Origin of the sequence: Psychrobacter sp. UBA3483 (genome assembly GCF_002377905.1) — a bacterium.
Classification (GTDB): domain Bacteria; phylum Pseudomonadota; class Gammaproteobacteria; order Pseudomonadales; family Moraxellaceae; genus Psychrobacter.
Genome location: NZ_DFQS01000035.1, coordinates 1 through 18,028, shown reverse-complemented (window position 1 = coordinate 18,028; position 18,028 = coordinate 1). Strand labels below are relative to the sequence as shown.

The window sequence follows — 18,028 nt, the reverse complement described above, 5'->3', positions numbered from 1 at the left end:
ATTGTTTAACATCTGTTATTAAAAAGAGTATTTACTATGATTTTAAAAAATAATATCAGCCAACACTCAAAGTGCTCTAGAGTTAATCAGATCGTTAAGCCTCTGATGTTGCCGCTATCTTGTGCTATCGCGCTCTCTATGATAGCGATACCTGTCAATGCCGGTAGAAATGACTTGGGTGACCTTGAGATATACAAAGCAGCTGAGTCAGGTGGTGCGGTACTGACTCTAATGCTTGATACATCAGGGTCTATGGGTACCAGTACCAGATCTAACTATGCAGTTGATAGTATGGTCGAAGACTATGGATTTAGCTGTGTCTGGAATATAACCAAGAATTGGAATGGTAGTCTTTCTTGGTCTTATAAAAATGATAATGCTTTTAAAGTTCATGGGTCAGCCGATAATAAAAGCGTTGTAATCGGCAGTACAAAGATTGATTATAGCTTAAAAAGTTGTAAAAAAGGTTATTGGAGTAGCAGTACTTGGATAGAAGAAAGAGGCAGTGAAAACTATTATGACCGTATCACCATGTTACAAGATGCTCTGATCCAATTGTTTTCACAAAAAGACAGTAACGGTAATTATACCTTATCAGAAAAGAATATGATTGGTTTAGGCAATTACTCTGTTGATAAAGATGGAGATGGGCAGGCTGATAGTAAAGCAGGTCGTATTATTGTGCCTGCTAAAAAGCTAGACGACGACCAACGTATCAAACTGATCAATGCTGTAAAAGGCTTGACCGTTTATAACGGTACACCTGCTGCTAATGCTTATGCGGAAGCAGGAGCATATATGATGGGTACAAGTACAGTTAAACTAGAAGAAGTTAACGCTTATAAAGTATTGGGTAAAGTTATTTCTAGCGGAAGCAGAAATAACTGGAAATATACGTTTTATCAATGTAGTAAAAATTCTGAGGGAATTTCTAAGTTAGGAAGTAACAGTATTTATGACTGTGAAAGTGAAGCTCGGTATAACGAAGTTAAAACCTTAAGAAGTGATGATAGGTCAGTAGATAGTTTATCTGCATATGATAGTGAAGGGAAAAGATACGTATCAAATGAAATTAATGACTATTACGGAACATCAGGAACTCGTTATTATCTGAAAAACCTAGGAAAAGTTAAAGTAATTAATGATACAGCCCACAGTGGCTATACCGTATCAAATCAAGATACTAAAGATCCGGCCAATGATTATCTCAATTATATAGCTCCAGTCTCTGAATCACAGTGTAGTGGTTATGGGGTGTACTTTTTAACCGATGGTGAGCCAAATGGTTCTTCTAGTGCTATTGCTTCTAATTTAATGAATTTAAGTTTAACTGGTAATAGTAGCTCCTTAAGTCTAACAGATAGTTGTTCTGGAGGTTTGCCGGATGGGAAAGGAGGTAATAGTGGGTCATGGGAAGGCGCATGGTCATGTATGGGCGACTATTCTAAGAAATTAAGAGATGTAACCAACCCTTCCAAGCGTTCAATATTAACCGCTGCAGTAGGATTTGGTAAGACGTTTGATGGTATCAAGACATCAGTAGATGGTAGCGGCAAAACGGTCTATCACTGTGATGAAAAAGACCCTAACTCATCTATTACACCTTCTACTGATGCAAAGAACTTATGTAAATTAGGCAGCGAAGCATATGGCGGCGGTGGTTTTTACTATACGACAGATGCCTCGAGTATTGCTGATAGTGTGAAAAGCTTTACCGCTAAATTAACTCAGATTATTGAGACTGCTCCATCAGGTACCATTACTATTCCCAATGATCCATTGAGTTCTACTAATCTACAACCCTTTGCTTATCTACCTATGCTTGAGCCAAAAATTGCTGACTCAAAATATGTGTGGCCTGGCAATCTAAAAAAATATAATGTCTATCAAGGCACATTGTATGGCAAGTCTTCATTTCCATTTCCAGAATCGGCTAGATTATATGTAGATGATGATAAGGATGGCTTTCCAGATGACTTAAGCAAAACAGCTCAAGACTTATGGAGTCTTGGAGATTATAGAAACGATAACGGTATTGTTGCCAATAATGCGGTCTATGCTGGTGGAGCTTATGCTCGTCTCAAAGCACCAACTGCTGGAGTTTCTGCTAATAGTACTCGTAATGTTTATGTTGAAAGTGGTAGTGGAAATGATAAAAAGCTTGTCAATATTCAGGTAGTAAATGGTGAGGTAAAGGGTTTTGAAAACCTAGATAGCGACTATAATGTCAAAGAAAAATTATATTTGCTTTCCTTTTTAGGTTACAACGCACCAGCAAACGACGCCAACTTTATTGCAAGTTTAGACACCTTAGCTAAGCAAACATCAGCATTTAATACCATAGTAAAAAACCCACCGGCACAAGAAGTGAAAGTGCTAGGAGGGGTGGTGCACTCAAAACCAAGACAGGTCTCTTACGGCGCCACGTTTACTGATGACGGAGAAATCTCCAACGAAGAAAAAGATCGTGATGACTACATCATGTTTGGCTCTATGGACGGTGCATTGCATCTGGTCTCAGCAGAAAAAGGCGAAGAAACATTTGCCTTTATTCCTAAAACTATAATCAAAGAGCAATTAAAGGCTTTAAAGGCGGATAGTGAAGGAGCTATAGGAAGAACGGTATTTGGCGTAGATGCACCTTGGACGAGTAGCTCAGTTTTAGAATATAAGTTTTCAGAAGCGGCTAAGAAAGTACAAGCCACTTCGGTGAAGGCTTACGGTGGTCTAAGAATGGGCGGCAAAGGTGTCTATGGTTTGAACCTCGCTACATCTGATAAACCAACGCTATTATTTTCGAAGATACCGGGCGACACTCAGACACCAGGTGATCCTGGTTTCTCACGCTTAGGACAAGTGTGGAGTGAGCCTACTGTAGCAAAAATTAGAGTCAAAAAAGATACAAATAAATATGAGTCTAAAGACGTAGTGATTGTCGCTGGTGGCTATGATATGTGCTACGAGAATCCAAGCTTTAAACTAAAAACAAGCGGCGACAACACGAGTTGTGATAAAAAAACACAGGCTGAAGGCAATGCTGTTTATATATTAGATGCTAATGATGGCAGTATCATATCTTCTATATCAGGTAGCGATACTGGCACGCATCATACCAAAGTCGACAGTATGAAGCATAGTGTAGTAGCTGGGGTTACAGCACTGGATCGTGATGATGATGGTAATGTTGATCATCTCTACTACGCTGATTTGGGCGGTAGTGTTTATCGTGTGGATCTAAACGCAGGTGCGGCAAATGCTAGTCTAGTTAAACGAGTGGTCAGAGTACTTAAGGCCAGCTCGGATGACCAGACAGTACCATATCGATTCTATGAGCGACCAATCGTTAGCTTCTATACCAGCCCTTATCAAGAGATATTTGCATCAGTGACGGTAGCTTCTGGAGACCGTAGTACCCCGCTATCTATGCTGAGAAACACGACTAATCCTAACTATTTATTTAATCTTTTTGATTATGATATCGCTCAACCTGGGATTTTTGGCTATACAGCTGGAGAATTGACTGTAAAAGACAAAACAGCCAATGACCTTGTTAGTTTACCTTTTAACCAAAATGCTACTTTAAAAGCTTTAACGACTCGTAAACAAGTGCTAGATGCCATGGCTAAAGGAGAGTATAAAGCTGCCAAAAAACGTTATGTTTATGACTATGCAGGCTGGCGCTATCCTCTGACCAATTTTGATGGATATAGCAATCTATCAGGCATTAAGTCGGTAGGGGAGCCTTTAGCTTATGGTAATCGTCTATATACTACAGCTTTTAGTCCTGAGATGGTCTACGATCAAGCGGACAACTGTTCTGCAAGGGTAGTAGGCGGTTCAGAACGCCAAGTATATTGTATGCCTTATGGTATATGTAGTGATGAAAGCTCTATTGATGGAACTGCTGGATATACAAGAGCTGGTAAAGGCATACAAGAGCTGACATTGGGTGCTTATAGTAAAGACAAACGTAATGTGAAGATGCTTATTGGCAATCAATCGTTAGCGGATCAAGTCAAAAAAGCTACAGGCAACAGAAATGACTATGGAGTTGGCTCAGGTGGACTCAATCAGACCAATAAAGCTGGTCTGCAAATTACTAACAACACGATAGTAAACGATGGTACGACAGGAAGTGGTGGTAAGTCTGATAGCGTAGTCGCGACCAATGGCAAAGCGACAAGTGATAGTCTTCTAGGGTATGAAAAGTATAAGTTTATACCAAAAAGATGGTATGAGTTGTACGAAAAGGATAAGTAAAATGACACCGTACTTGAAACGCTCTATTAATAGACGACCATCTTCAGCCGGCTTTACCTTGATTGAGCTTATGGTGGTAGTAGCTATTATAGCCATATTAGCGGCTATCGCTATTCCCAGCTATCGTCGCTATGCGGTTATCAATGCGGAGCGTGATGTACAAGCTAAAATGTTGCAATTGGAAATACAGTTGAATCGTTGGCGAGCTTCAGCATTAACCTATAAAGGCTTTAAGCCGCCAGTGGTTTCGAATAATAGTACGGTAACTTATAAATACGACGATAGCGATAAAACTATCTATGTACCTCAGGGAAGTAATTCGACAAATTATCGTTATCAGATTACTCTCGTTGATGGTGCTAGTACTGGTAGCTCATTAGTACCTGCTAATAATACAGATATTGATAATACGACAGGTAGAAGCTGGAAGATGCTTGCCACTCCAAACCCGTTAGGAATCACTAAAAACGCCAATTATTTTATGCTTACTAGTAGCGGTCTAAGTTGTCAGAATACTACTGAGGTACTAATAGCAGATACTGACTGTGGTACCAATCAAGGAAGGTGGTAATGAGCATAAGTGTTAATGATAAAGTAGCAACCCGCTTGATAGGAAAGCAGCGTGGCTTTACTTTGATAGAGCTAATGATTGTCGTTGCCATCATTGGTATTTTAGCGGCAATTGCCTATCCAAACTATCAGCGCTATATCATCAAAACTAAGCGTACAGATATGATGAGTGAGATGCAGAACATTGCTGCACAGATTGAACGCCGAAAATTAACGCAAGGTACATATAATAATAGCTTGGTTTCAGGACTGGGTGGTAATTATCCCTATCAAGGTAAAGATCTTTATACTGTCAGCTTTTCTAATCCACTCACTGCCCAATGGACTATCACTGCTACTCCCAAGGCAGGACAAATGGCAGGCGATGGTAATTTGACGCTAAACTATCAAGGCATCAAATGTCGAATCAAGGGTACAGACAAAAAATGCGGGACTGGCAGTGAATGGAATGATTAAGAAGTAGAGTGAAATAATAACTGACAAAAATTGTCAGAAGTCATTACCTTTTACTACTAAAAATTATTATACTGACGTTTCTCGGTAGTCTAAACGTAACATTGGTTACTTAATGTCACGTATAAGATGCTGCAAAGATAACTTGCAAGCAAAAGTTGTTCTATAAAGATCTAATAGATAAGAAAAATCATGATAAATATTAGATTGGCATAATAACTGCAATATTTATGGTAAGAGAAAAATAGATTATATCCCTAAAGATAAAACGCGACTGTATCAACAACAGCCACTTATCTTTATATACCCCAAAAGGAGTTCATATGAACACTGCTCAAAAAGGTTTTACCTTAATCGAACTAATGATCGTTGTTGCTATTATTGGTATCCTAGCTGCAATCGCTATCCCTGCTTATCAAAGTTATACGCAAAAAGCCAATGTAGCTTCTTGTACTTCTGAGTTAAGGTCATTCTCAGGATTAATAGCAGCAGAAAAAATTGCAGACAAGCCTAATTTCGGTGTATTACCAGCTGTAAGCGAGATGCCGCATTGTAAGACGATCACTTATGCCGGTACGGGTGTCCCTGGAGTTGACGCAGTTCCATCAACTGCTGCACATTTAGAAGGGATTACTACTATCACAGCAACTCCTGTTAAAGGTACTACAGGTACTAAAGTACAATGTAATGTAAGCACTAGTGCTGCTTGCTCTACTACTACCTAGTAATAAACTTTATTTAAGAAATAATGTTAATTTAAAGGTCAAACTTAATGTTTGGCCTTTTTTATTGTCAACTATATATTAAGACCTTTTATGCCTAAAAATAAAATTTCTAATAAACAAGAAAGCTTACATTCTTTGACTACTTGTATCAGGACTTATTTAACAAAAGAGCTATTAATAGTCTTTTATTTTTTACTATTTATTTTTGGCATAACTTCGAGAGATGATCTTTCTTTTTATAACGAATATCGAGTCATAGAAGTAGCTTTATTATTAATTTTTGCTTTGATGGCATTGCTATATAGGCGCCTTTCTGTTTCAAAGGTTGAGTTATTCTTTTTTGCCTTTATTGCTATCGGTGGTTTTTTTTGGGCACAGCCTGCTTTTGTCATCACTGAGTTATTTTTAGCTTATCTTTTATACCAGTGTTTTAAGTTTTTAAATTATCGCCAGCTCACTAGCAAAACAATCGTTTTAGCAAGCATAACAATGTTTATACAGTTGCCATTTGCCTTGTGGGACTATATCGCTACTGGTAATTATCAAGCTATTTGGTATCCGCTAAGGTGGAATATACGGGTTTACGACAGCTACTTTTTGATCCTGTCTGTTTTCGCTGTCTGGTTTTATTTGACTAAACAAGCTTACCGTTACTTATACTTATTATTCCTATTTTTGGCTTTTTTTGCTATTCTTTTAGATGCTGGGCGCTCGGCAACCATTGCTTATACTTTATTTACTGCGATAGTATGTATAGCGTACCGGCATGTACGTTGGCATTTTATTTTTGTATATGCGGCATCATGGCTTGCCTATCTATCAGTCACTTATGCTGCTAGCTTCGCTAATACAAGCGGTAGTGATGGGATGAGTTTACAGGTTGCTCGTGAATCGTCGAGTGGGCGTATAGACTTATGGGTGAATGCTTATCACTGTTGGTCACAGCATCCAATAATAGGCTGCGGTTTTTATCAGTTAGAACAGTATCCAAACTTATCTGCCCATCCTCATAATCTATTTATCCAAGTATTAACCGAAATAGGACTATTAGGTTTTGGGTTTCTAATTTATATTATATTTATGATCATAAAAAGAATCGACTGGTCGCAACCTCATTCTTATTTTGTTATGGCTGCGCTTTTGGCAGTTGGAGTGGACTTGTTTTTTTCAGGGGTTCATATTTATCCAGTCACTCAAATGGCGTTATTATGGTTATTTGTGTTCTTATTAAAAAGCCCCCAGTTTTCTTATTCTAGCCATTTTAATCAGGTAATTACGCACCGACAGAGTATGACGCATCGAATGCTACCAGTGATGATTTATTTAGTAATAAGTATCTGGTTCATTTATCTTTTAAGCCATACTAATGCCTTGTCTTCGGAGACACCTATTACACCGCCACGTTTTTGGGTATATGGATACCAACTATAAATTAGGATAAACGTATAACATAGCGCGTAGGTTTATTAATAGTGCTATTGCGATATAAGTATAAGAGTATCAATGGCATAGTGTGTGCAATGGTAAGGTGTCTTTTAAAATACTGGTGGTTATAATGTTGTTACCTTTGGATCGCCACTTTAGCGATCAGTCAGGGTTTACCTTGATTGAGATGATGATTGTGATTGCTATCATTGGGATACTAGCAGCTATCGCTATGCCTGCATACCAGGTTTACTCGAACAAGGCACGTGCCAATGCTTGTTTATCAGAAGCTAAGAGTTACGGTAACGAGGTTTTCATTTTATTAAATGATGAAGACTCTGCTTCAACTCCAAGCTCACCAATCTTGAGTTCTTGTCAATCTATTACAGATGCTACAGGTTGGACACTAAACACTTGGCAAAAGATTGAAGCAATCGCAAAAACTCCTTCTAATGCTCACATTGAATGCGATATTCCTAACGGCACCCCCTGCATAGTATTACCTTAAGCTTTTACTTTCATTTATAAATAAAAAACCACCTAGCAGCATACGCCATTAGGTGATTTGTTATTGTCTTAGTAAACTAATCAGTTTTAAAAAACTATTTACTTCTCCAAATACTGAATCTTACCTTCCACGCCATCCCACTTTGCCGCTTCTGGCAATTGACCTTTCATCTCGGTGATGTTTGGCCATTTTTGTGCCAGCTCTTCATTTAGCTGAATAAATACTTCTTGCCCTTTTGGTACTTCATCTTCTGAGAAGATCGCATTGGCAGGACATTCAGGCTCGCATAGCGCGCAGTCGATGCACTCATCTGGGTCGATGGCGAGGAAGTTCGGTCCTTCATAAAAGCAGTCCACAGGACAGACTTCCACACAGTCGGTGTATTTGCAAAGAATGCAGTTATCTGTAACGACAAAGGTCATAGTGATGTCTACCTGTTATTGGTTTGGCAAAGTACCATTGTAAGTACTATAGCTGAAAATAAGACATATTTTAGCGCTTTTGCCACTATTTGACAAATCCCTTTAATGACTAATGATTTCCTTTAAATGATAAAGTAAATCGTGCGCCTGCTTCGGTGTTAGATTATCAGGATTAATTGCTGCCAGCTCTTCTTTCAAGCTAAATAATTGATTTTGCTGTGGAATGGTAGCGATACTTTGACTTGGGCTAACGATGTCTTCCTTTGTTTGCTTTGGTTCACTATCATAAATCTGCGTGCTTTCATCCTTTACTGACTTAGCTAAGTCATTTTTATCATCAATGGTTTTGACACTTTCAGTTTTTAAATTATCTACTAAATACCGCTTAGCATCATTTAATACCTGAGTTGGAATCCCCGCCATTTTTGCCACATGCAGCCCAAAGCTAGAGCTTGCCGCGCCCTCGCGGATTTGATGAAGTAGTAGCAGTTGACCATCGACTTCACTGGCGGCAACATGCACATTACGAATGCTAGCGTGTTGGCTTTCAGCATTGTTGACCAATTGCGTCAATTCAAAATAATGGGTGGCAAATTGTGTCAGGCAGCCAATCTCTAGTAGCCTGTTGACGCAAGCATGAGCGATTGCTAGACCGTCCGTAGTTGCGGTGCCGCGTCCGACTTCATCCATCAGTACCAGCGATTTATTGGTTGCTTGATTGAGGATATTAGCGGTTTCAATCATCTCCACCATAAAGGTAGACTTACCACCCGCCAAATCATCAGCTGAGCCAATACGAGTAAAGATACGGTCGATATCACCAATATGAGCACGCGCTGCTGGCACGAAGCTACCACAATGGGCCAGTAGGACAATCAATGCTGTTTGGCGCATATAGGTCGATTTGCCACCCATGTTAGGACCGGTAATCATGAGGAGGCGTTCAGGGCTTGAGGCGCTGCCGAGCGCACAGTCATTGGCGACAAAATAGCTGCTAGGTTTCGTACTGCTTTGTTGAATAGTATTGTTAATGTTGGTAGGATTTAGCGCAGCTTCGACAACGACATGACGACCTTGTTTGATATCGATACTGGTTTGGCTGCCATCTTTTAATAAGTTACCATCTTGTAAGTCATTACCCATGACTGGACGTTGCCAATCATAGAGGGTCGCAAGTTGTGCCCAATTACTAAGCACATCTATTTGCGCGATAGCCGCGCTCAGCTGTTGTAATTCCGCTAAATGGTTACCTAATCTAGTCAATAGCTCGTGATACAGCTGCTTTTCACGAGTCAAGGCTAAGCTTTGCGCGCTTAGATATTCGGTTTCGACTGCTTTTAACTCATCAGTAATAAAACGCTCGCTGCTTTTGAGTGTTTGCCGCCGGATAAAGTGCGCAGGGGCATTTTTTGCCTGCATTTTAGGTAGTTCAAAATAAAAACCGCTGACTTTATTAAAGCCTACTTTTAAGCTGGGTAGTTGGTTATCGATACGCGCGCGCTCTAGCATCTCATCTAATGTTACTTGGATATTGTCATGCAAGTGGGTGAGACGATCAAACTCAGCATCATAGCCCGCGGCTAGCATGCCACCATCACGGATATGGGCAGGTGGCTCTATGACAATAGCGCGCTCAATCAGCTCGGCGACAGATTTTACCGCGGGTAGCTGCTCGGGCAATTGCTGCATCAGCATGGGTAATAAGCCTGCCTGCTCATGACTGATACCTGCATTGCTCAGTAGGGTAGTGAGTTGGGTGCTACTAGCGATACCGTCGGCGAGCTTACGCAGGTCACGCGGTTTGGCGCTCATTAGACCGATACGGCTAGTGATTCGCTCGATATCACCGATGGTATTTAAGGTTTCGCGTAGACGGCTGACTAATGAGCTATTTTCTAAATTTTGCTTAATATGGTTGTTTTCACCAGCTTGATTTGTTTTCTGCAAAAGATTAGTGATCGCATCTAAACGCAGGTTAATACGCGCATGCTGACGTAGCGGGCGTTTCATCTGCTGCACAAGTAAGCGTCGTCCCATCGGCGTTTGACAGTGATTAAGCACCGATATCAGCGATGTACCATTACTGCTGACTGGCGTAAACAATTCGAGATTTTGCTGACTATTAGCATCGATAATTAAATAGTCATCGCTATATTCTACGATAAGCTGATTCAGTTGCGGTATATGGCGCTGCTGGGTCTGCCGTGCATAGTGTATTAATGCCGCACAGCTAGACTGGCTAAGCGTAGCACCGTTAATACCAAGCCCATCGAGACGCTGAACGTCAAATTGTTGACAAAGGGTTGCGCTGGCATGCTGACGATGAAAGTCATTGGCTGCCACTTCTATAATAGGGCAGTCTAAACTTTGACGTAGCCACAACGACCAATTTTCTCCAGCTTGTTCACCGAGTGCTTCGCTAATGATACATTCACTAGGGGCGAAACGTGCCAGCACCGTGAGCATTTGGGTTTGTAAATCTTCGATATCGTTATTATTAACATTTACTGTTTGCGTCGTTAACGTTCCAGCGGCTAAATCCATTTGGCTAATGGCCGCTTGTAACGGTTGCTTGCTATTCGCTTTTGGCAGCGCAATATCAATGGCAACGACAGTTGGCGTATGATTGGGCGCAATTAGGGCGTCATCAGTGATGGTTCCAGCGGTCAGGGTTTTAACCACTTCACGGCGCATGATGCTACCAGCCGCCGATTTACTTTTATCTTTTTTCTGCTTATCGCCCATCGTCGGCGTATTGGAGCTGCTAGTGCCCGAGTCGTCAATTTGTTCACAAACAACCACGGTTTGCCCAGCGGCAATCAGGCGCGCCATATAGCTATCAGCAGCATGAAACGGCACGCCAGCCATGGCAATGGTATTACCAGCTTTATCGGTGCCGCGGCGGGTCAATGTGATGTCTAATATTTGTGCTGCACGTTTGGCATCGTCAAAAAATAACTCATAAAAATCACCCATCCGGTACAGCAATAACGCTTGTGGATAGTTGGCTTTCATGGTCAGATATTGCACCATCATTGGCGTATGATCGGCCAAATGATAAATAGCATCGCCGATTAGTAACTGATCGTCGCTTACTTGCTGTGATTTTACATGCTCTGATTTTAAGTGCTTAGCGTTTAAAGGGTCAGGTTTATTAAATGTTAAGGCGTTAGGGTTTTGCGCAGATGGTTTTACGGTCATGCAGAATCTCTTATGATGCTTAAATGGGTTTGCTTAGACACAATGGGTGTTTTTTAGAATAAATTAGCGGTGAATGCTGTCAGATAGTTGCGTTTATGAATGGCGCGAAACAGCGGTTAAATTAAGGATATAAGCCCTATTTTAACACGTTCAGCGACCTTTTTACGTCGGCAAATATCTACTCGCTGCCCTTGTATCCATCGGCGTCATAACCATATATAATGACGGCACACTTAATTGGGCGATACTTCATTAAGCGACTCATCATTAGGCAGTACCTTGTTAATCAGTGCTTTGTTAATCAATAAGGTATTTAAAGGTAGTTAGTCGGTGATGGCTGTGATGATTGTAATGACCAGGCGGCAATATATAAAGCCTTGGCGAATGCGCACTAATTATCGAATATTTCCATAGGTCAAAAATTATGTTATCAAAGATTATAGGCAGTGTCGTTGGCACCAAAAATGACCGCGAACTTAAGCGCATGCGCCGCGTGGTCAGCAAAATCAACGCATATGAGGCTGACATTCAAGCCCTGTCTGATGAGCAATTACAACAAAAAACCGCAGAATTTAAAGAAAGACACCAACAAGGTGAAAGCTTAGACGCCTTATTACCAGAAGCGTTTGCCGTCTGCCGCGAAGCATCGTTACGCGTTAATGGCATGCGTCACTACGACGTGCAGCTTATCGGTGGTATCACCTTGCACGAAGGCAAAATCGCTGAGATGAAAACCGGCGAGGGTAAAACCTTAATGGGTACTTTGGCGATGTACCTCAATGCTATCAGCGGCAAAGGCGTGCATTTGGTTACGGTCAACGATTATTTGGCGGCGCGTGATGCCGAGCTAAACCGTCCATTGTTTGGCTTTTTGGGTATGACGGTTGGCGTTATTTATTCGCAGCAGCCACCACAAGAAAAAATCGACGCTTATCAAGCGGATATCACCTACGGTACCAATAACGAGTACGGCTTTGATTATCTGCGCGATAACATGGTCTTTAGCCTCGCTGAGAAAAAACAGCGTCCGCTAAATTATTGTATCATTGATGAAATTGACTCTATCTTAATCGATGAGGCGCGTACGCCGCTGATTATCTCGGGGCAAGCGGAAGATTCATCACGCATGTATGCGCTGATTAATACCATTATTCCAAGGCTTAAACGCTCAAAAGATGAAGAAGCCAATAAGAATAACGAAGACGAAGATTTTTGGATTGATGAAAAAAATCGTCAAATCGAAATCAGCGAAAAAGGCTACGAGAAAATTGAGCGCTTCTTAATCGAAGTGGGCGAGCTTGGCGAAAACGAAAGTTTATATAGTCCCAGTCGTTTGCCGCTACTTGCTCACGTACAAGCAGCGATTCGTGCCCATCATGTTTTCGTTAAAAACGTCCATTATATCGTTGACGACGGCGAAGTGGTCATCGTTGATGAAAATACCGGTCGTACCATGCCCGGTCGCCGCTGGTCAGAAGGCTTGCACCAAGCGGTCGAAGCCAAAGAAAATGTCGAGATTCAAGCGGAAAACCAAACCCTTGCGACCACGACATTCCAGAACTATTTCCGTCTCTATGATAAATTATCTGGTATGACGGGTACCGCTGATACCGAAGCGGCAGAATTTAAATCAACGTATGACCTAGACGTCATCGTGATTCCAACCCATGAGCCGATTGCCCGTATCGATATGGATGACCAAATTTTCTTAACCAAGTTAGGTAAATACAAAGGTATCATCCGCGAGATTAAAGAAATCCAAGCCAAAGGTGCGCCGGTCTTAGTGGGTACGGCGACGATTGAGGCCAGTGAAGAGTTGTCTTATCTGCTCGATCAAGAAGGCATTAAGCATAATGTCCTAAACGCCAAGCAGCACGAGCGTGAGGCAGAAATTATCGCGCAGGCGGGTAGTCCAAAAGCGGTGACCATCGCCACCAACATGGCAGGTCGTGGTACCGATATTATCTTGGGCGGTAACTGGCAGTCGTTTATCGAAGACATTGATGCGGTTAGTCCGGAAGAGATGGCGCGCCTAAAAGCAGAATGGCAGGTCAAACACGACCAAGTCGTTGCGGCTGGTGGCCTACATATCATTGGCTCTGAGCGTCATGAATCACGCCGTATCGATAACCAGCTGCGTGGTCGTGCCGGTCGTCAAGGTGACCCTGGGATGTCACGCTTTTTCTTATCGCTTGAAGATGACTTGATGCGTATCTTCGCCGGTGATCGCGTGGTGAATATGATGCGTGCCATGGGGCTAAAAGAAGACGAAGCCATTGAACATAAAATGGTCTCAAAATCGATTGAAAATGCCCAAGGTAAAGTCGAAAGTCGCGATTTTGATGCCCGTAAAAATCTATTGAAATACGATGACGTCGCCAATGAGCAGCGTAAAGTAATCTATGGTCAGCGCGATGACTTGCTTGCAGAGATGGACTTATTGGAGGCCATCGAAGTGATGCATCATGAAGTCTACAACGCCATGATTGATCAGTTTATCCCGCCAGGGTCTATCGATGATCAGTGGAATATCGATGGTCTAGAAGACGAGCTTGAAGATGAGTTTAAAATTTCAATGCCGATTAACGATTGGCTGGATGAAGACCGCCGCCTAGATGAAGAAGGCTTACGTGCCAAAATCATCCAAACGGCATTGGATCGTTATCATGCTCGCCGTGAGCAGATGGGCGAAAAAGATGCCGCCCAGCTTGAGCGTCATTTTATGCTACAAAGTTTGGATAAGCATTGGAAAGAGCATTTAACCCAAATGGATCAGCTACGTAAAGGTATCCATCTGCGTGGTTATGCGCAAAAAAATCCTGAGCAAGAATATAAGCGTGAATCCTTTGAGCTGTTCCAAATGATGCTTGGTGCAATTAAATCTGAAACCGTACAAGATTTATCACGCGTCCATATCCCAACCAAAGAAGAATTAGAAGCGTTAGAAGCCCAGCAGCGTGAAAACGCCGCGCACATGCAAATGCAGTTTGAGCACAGTGATATCGACAATATGGATGGCGGCGTAGAGCGCGCAGCTGCCCAAAGCCGTAGTGTTGCTGCTGGTGTAGCAGCAGGTGCTATCGCGGGTAGTGGTAGCAACAATGCCAGTGAGCCTGACCCATACGCTGGGATGAATATCAGCCGTAACGCGCCCTGTCCTTGTGGTTCAGGACTAAAGTATAAGCAGTGTCACGGTAAAATCTAAATATTGATAATCAACCATTGTTAAGCTATGATAAAAAGTCCCTGTCTTATTGAGATAGGGACTTTTTTATAGTGATAAGATTTATAGCCATAAGAATTTCGATAGGAAAAAATTATCCCAGCAGTATCTTTTCCTTTTAATCTTTAGCGTTTTTAAGTTACTTTGGTTCGGTTAATGATTTGGCTCTGTTAATAATTTGACTGTGTTAATAAATGGTCTAAAAATTAAGCTTATAAAAGTAGCAGCGATTTTGTAGTGATTAATTACAAATTCAGCATAGGCTTGAATTTGTAGACACGCTATAGTGTTTAACATATTTTTTTGGAGAGTGTCATGAATATAGAATTATTAAAACAATTTCGCACCTCTGTCGTTCTTACAGGTCTGCTCGCTGGCGCGATGACGATTAGTGCCTGTCAACAACAGCAGGAGCCAGAGCCAAGTCTAGAAGACAGTATCAGTGAAGAGCAGTCGGTGCCTATGTCCGCTGAGCCTGCGGAGCCAAGTGATGTCGTGGTAGACGCGCCGGTAAGCGATGTAGAAGACGATACCATCGCCTCTGTTAATTCTAGCGTCAACCAAATGAGCTACTCATGTTCACCGGCACTAGCCGTTGAAGCGACTTATAAAGACGCTGATAAGCAAGTGATTCTTGAAACCGCTCAAGGGACGGTAACGTTGACCAAAACCAATGATGCGACCAACCCTGAAGTTTTCAATCTAGATACGGCTTTTGACGGTGGCGAGGGCTTTGTTCAGTGGCGTGTGGCTCATGAAGATCGTGAAACCGGTGTGATGCGTACTGCTGGCGCCGATGCAGAAAATGTCAGCACTTATGAATGTAAAACGTCACCAACATCTGAAACCAAAACGGCAGAAACAGCTGCTTAAGTGCAAATTTAGCCAATAAAAAAAGCAACGTTGACGTTGCTTTTTTTATGTAACTTTTAAAAAAGTGGGTTTATTTTATGTAAGCGTTATTTTTCCTAAAATTCATCTTCTCTAAGCTTTATTTTTTGTCAGCCGCATTGTTTTGTTGCTCATGGGCTAGATAACCTTCTTCATGAACGTCTAGCTCTTCATGTTGTAGCGCTACTTGAATGCTATCGGTATGGGTATGCGTGGTTTTATTAATCTGTATTTCTTGGATCACATGGGTGTCTTTGGTAATCGTCGCTACCTGACGCGATAAGACAATCTCAATCGGCGCGTCACCAATCTCAATCTGCTTACCATTGATGGTCACCACCGCTTTACTATCTAGCGATGGCTCAACATGACGCAATATGTCCTTATCATCATAATCACCGGATAATAAATCCTGACTTTGGGCATCTTGATAGTCGGTACGTACGGTAATATATTCTTCTACCAATTCAATAGGTACTTCAATGGTTTTGGTGCGCGTGTGCTTAGTTACCGTGACCTTGCCAACATCCAAGCGTTCTTTGTTAATGACAGGACGCTCTTCTAATAATTCTAAATAACCACCATCACTTTTATCGGTTTGATGGCTTGCTAAATGATGCGCTAAATGTAAACCATCTTGTGCGTTGCTTGCCGCAATTTGCTGCTGATTGGTATTGGATAAATCGGAAGTGGCTAAATTAGGCGCGGGTAATTTATTCTCACCGCTGTGATTGGCAATTTGCTCTAAATGCGAAGTAGGAGTGGTTGCCAAAGATGCTTGGTGATTGGTTGGTGGCGATTTAACTTTATTGTCGTCGGTAGTCATGGTTATGTTCCTTAAAAAGAGATATAAAAAAAGACCAGAGGCAAGCTCTGGTCTTATTCACTGAGCTTAGCACTCAGCTGCTCATTACTATTGCATGATGCATATTTAACAGTCGTTTTTCTAACGATGATTTCTTATTATCAATTGCTAAGAAATCTTCCTTAAAGAGTATGCACAGCGCGAAAGTATGGCATATTACATACCACGAGCGCGGCGGACATCTTCGGCAGTGATATCATCACGATCAAATAGGTTACCTTCACGGTCAACCACGTTACCGTCGCCATCGATGTCTAACTCTTCACGTTGGATGGTTTCAGCGATTGTCTCAGTATGACGCTCGGTGGTTTTACCAACGTTTACTTCTTCGGTAACATAGGTTTCTTTGTTGACACGAGCACGTTCCGCTTCTAGTTCAACTTCTACGGTTTGATTGCCATCTACATCACCGATACGGCGATCTGTTGGACGATCTACATTGGTACGTTGGATATTGGCATGCTCTTCTTCAAGATCAACATCAATGTTGCGCTCTTCAGTAACCACATGCTTACCAACTTTTACCAGACCTGCAACGATACGATCTTTATTAACGGTTAGGCGTTCTTCTAATAATTCTAACGTATTTGGCGCATCATAGTTATGTTCAGCGATTTCCATGCGCTCTGCAACTGGAACCGTATCAGCAACAAATGCTCTACGATCTTTTTCGTACTGATCTTTATAGCTATACTGGTAGTCATGATCATAGACTTCCATCGCTTCAACCTGTGCTTGCGTTAAGCTATCAAAGAAGACGTCATCACCGACGATACGCGCAAGACCTGCTGGTACCAAAACTTCTTTTGAGCTAAACCAACCGCCTGCATCAACGATTAAGTAACGGATACGACCAGTGGTATCTTCTACTAGAGCGCCTTCAATCTTACCGATTTTTTCTTCATTAACGCCATAAGCAGTTTTACCTGTTGGATCATAATAGTCATCACCAATTAGGTCACGGTGAGTTGCTTGGATATCTTTTAAACGAATTAGTTGGCTCATTATTGTCTTCCTTTTTTTATGAGTAGATTTATTTGATTAATAATTATTTTTTATAAAATGGCAATGCGATAAAGTTGGCATTGCCAAAAACTGTCGTTTGCTTTTTTAAACTTGTTTTAAACTGAACGCTTATAAATTAACAAGGTTGGATGGAAAAATTATTTCTGTGATTATTAATAGAATCTCACTATCATTAATAAACTGCTACTAATAAATCGCCATTAACGAACCGTCTCTCCATCAACTTGTTATTATCGTAGCAGTCAGATTTTCAATGAGATATATAAGCAAGGTAGCAAAGTGTGCGCTTGAGGTAATTGCGTGTAATAGGCTGTAAATGACGCCGTTACTATATAAAATTAAGTTAAGGCTTTCTTACAGTAGTGCACCGCTTTGCTGTATTTGTCATTTTTAGGTATAAAAAAACCGCACAGCTAGTAGCTATACGGTTTTGAAACTTAGATTAACACACCAAGTGCA

The 18,028-nt window shown here is 41.4% G+C and carries 12 protein-coding genes; 8 read left to right on the top strand and 4 right to left on the bottom strand.

From position 1 onward, the window contains the following. The first annotated feature begins 36 nt into the window (after window positions 1–36). From B2866_RS05950 to B2866_RS05925, 6 genes are all read left to right on the top strand, one after another. Window positions 37–4,260 carry a PilC/PilY family type IV pilus protein gene (locus tag B2866_RS05950; RefSeq protein WP_296191556.1) on the top strand — a complete coding sequence of 1,408 codons (4,224 nt, stop codon included), beginning with the start codon at window positions 37–39 and terminating at the stop codon, window positions 4,258–4,260. Window position 4,261: 1 nt separating this feature from the next. After that, on the top strand, window positions 4,262–4,831 hold the full coding sequence (locus B2866_RS05945) for a prepilin-type N-terminal cleavage/methylation domain-containing protein (RefSeq protein ID WP_296191555.1): 570 nt from the start codon (window positions 4,262–4,264) through the stop codon (window positions 4,829–4,831). Beyond that, window positions 4,831–5,286, top strand: coding sequence for a type IV pilin protein (locus B2866_RS05940; protein WP_296191553.1), 456 nt, complete (start codon window positions 4,831–4,833; stop codon window positions 5,284–5,286). Before B2866_RS05945 ends, B2866_RS05940 begins: the two co-directional genes overlap by 1 nt. Window positions 5,287–5,606: 320 nt before the next feature. Beyond that, window positions 5,607–6,008 carry a prepilin-type N-terminal cleavage/methylation domain-containing protein gene (locus B2866_RS13245; RefSeq protein WP_409520888.1) on the top strand — a complete coding sequence of 134 codons (402 nt, stop codon included), beginning with the start codon at window positions 5,607–5,609 and terminating at the stop codon, window positions 6,006–6,008. A gap of 90 nt (window positions 6,009–6,098) precedes the next feature. Next, entirely contained in the window at window positions 6,099–7,439 is a 1,341-nt protein-coding gene (locus tag B2866_RS05930; protein ID WP_296191551.1) for an O-antigen ligase family protein, read from the top strand. 124 nt (window positions 7,440–7,563) lie between these two features. Further along, window positions 7,564–7,941: a prepilin-type N-terminal cleavage/methylation domain-containing protein gene (locus tag B2866_RS05925; protein ID WP_296191549.1), complete on the top strand. Its 378-nt coding sequence runs from the start codon at window positions 7,564–7,566 to the stop codon at window positions 7,939–7,941. Window positions 7,942–8,039: 98 nt separating this feature from the next. Here B2866_RS05925 and fdxA read toward each other — a convergent pair whose 3' ends face one another. Both fdxA and mutS read right to left on the bottom strand, forming a co-directional pair. Then, window positions 8,040–8,363 (bottom strand): ferredoxin FdxA, encoded by a 324-nt coding sequence (gene fdxA / locus B2866_RS05920; protein ID WP_068406370.1) that lies wholly within the window; start codon window positions 8,361–8,363, stop codon window positions 8,040–8,042. A 102-nt stretch (window positions 8,364–8,465) separates the two neighbouring features. Then, a complete protein-coding gene (gene mutS / locus B2866_RS05915; RefSeq protein WP_409520889.1) occupies window positions 8,466–11,564 on the bottom strand; it encodes a DNA mismatch repair protein MutS in 3,099 nt (1,032 codons plus the stop codon). A 424-nt stretch (window positions 11,565–11,988) separates the two neighbouring features. Here mutS and secA point away from each other — a divergent pair, with 424 nt between their 5' ends. Further along, the gene (secA, locus tag B2866_RS05910) at window positions 11,989–14,769 is read left to right on the top strand and encodes a preprotein translocase subunit SecA (protein WP_296191547.1); all 2,781 of its coding nucleotides are present in this window, start codon (window positions 11,989–11,991) and stop codon (window positions 14,767–14,769) included. A gap of 333 nt (window positions 14,770–15,102) precedes the next feature. Next, window positions 15,103–15,660 carry a hypothetical protein gene (locus B2866_RS05905; RefSeq protein ID WP_296191545.1) on the top strand — a complete coding sequence of 186 codons (558 nt, stop codon included), beginning with the start codon at window positions 15,103–15,105 and terminating at the stop codon, window positions 15,658–15,660. A gap of 118 nt (window positions 15,661–15,778) precedes the next feature. On the opposite strand, the gene B2866_RS05900 is transcribed toward B2866_RS05905, so the two are convergent. Together B2866_RS05900 and B2866_RS05895 are read right to left on the bottom strand one after the other, a co-directional pair. Next, complete coding sequence (locus B2866_RS05900) at window positions 15,779–16,504, bottom strand: YsnF/AvaK domain-containing protein (RefSeq protein ID WP_296191543.1); 726 nt, start codon at window positions 16,502–16,504, stop codon at window positions 15,779–15,781. Window positions 16,505–16,699: 195 nt separating this feature from the next. Further along, window positions 16,700–17,548: a PRC and DUF2382 domain-containing protein gene (locus B2866_RS05895; RefSeq protein ID WP_296191542.1), complete on the bottom strand. Its 849-nt coding sequence runs from the start codon at window positions 17,546–17,548 to the stop codon at window positions 16,700–16,702. Window positions 17,549–18,028: the final 480 nt, after the last annotated feature.

What these genes read in the sequence shown, in the direction of transcription:
- B2866_RS05950 (WP_296191556.1), top strand. Translation starts at nt 37, where the DNA reads ATGATTTTAAAAAATAATATCAGCCAACACTCAAAGTGCTCTAGAGTT.
- B2866_RS05945 (WP_296191555.1), top strand. Translation starts at nt 4,262, where the DNA reads ATGACACCGTACTTGAAACGCTCTATTAATAGACGACCATCTTCAGCC.
- B2866_RS05940 (WP_296191553.1), top strand. Translation starts at nt 4,831, where the DNA reads ATGAGCATAAGTGTTAATGATAAAGTAGCAACCCGCTTGATAGGAAAG.
- B2866_RS13245 (WP_409520888.1), top strand. Translation starts at nt 5,607, where the DNA reads ATGAACACTGCTCAAAAAGGTTTTACCTTAATCGAACTAATGATCGTT.
- B2866_RS05930 (WP_296191551.1), top strand. Translation starts at nt 6,099, where the DNA reads ATGCCTAAAAATAAAATTTCTAATAAACAAGAAAGCTTACATTCTTTG.
- B2866_RS05925 (WP_296191549.1), top strand. Translation starts at nt 7,564, where the DNA reads ATGTTGTTACCTTTGGATCGCCACTTTAGCGATCAGTCAGGGTTTACC.
- fdxA (WP_068406370.1), bottom strand. Translation starts at nt 8,363, where the DNA reads ATGACCTTTGTCGTTACAGATAACTGCATTCTTTGCAAATACACCGAC.
- mutS (WP_409520889.1), bottom strand. Translation starts at nt 11,564, where the DNA reads ATGACCGTAAAACCATCTGCGCAAAACCCTAACGCCTTAACATTTAAT.
- secA (WP_296191547.1), top strand. Translation starts at nt 11,989, where the DNA reads ATGTTATCAAAGATTATAGGCAGTGTCGTTGGCACCAAAAATGACCGC.
- B2866_RS05905 (WP_296191545.1), top strand. Translation starts at nt 15,103, where the DNA reads ATGAATATAGAATTATTAAAACAATTTCGCACCTCTGTCGTTCTTACA.
- B2866_RS05900 (WP_296191543.1), bottom strand. Translation starts at nt 16,504, where the DNA reads ATGACTACCGACGACAATAAAGTTAAATCGCCACCAACCAATCACCAA.
- B2866_RS05895 (WP_296191542.1), bottom strand. Translation starts at nt 17,548, where the DNA reads ATGAGCCAACTAATTCGTTTAAAAGATATCCAAGCAACTCACCGTGAC.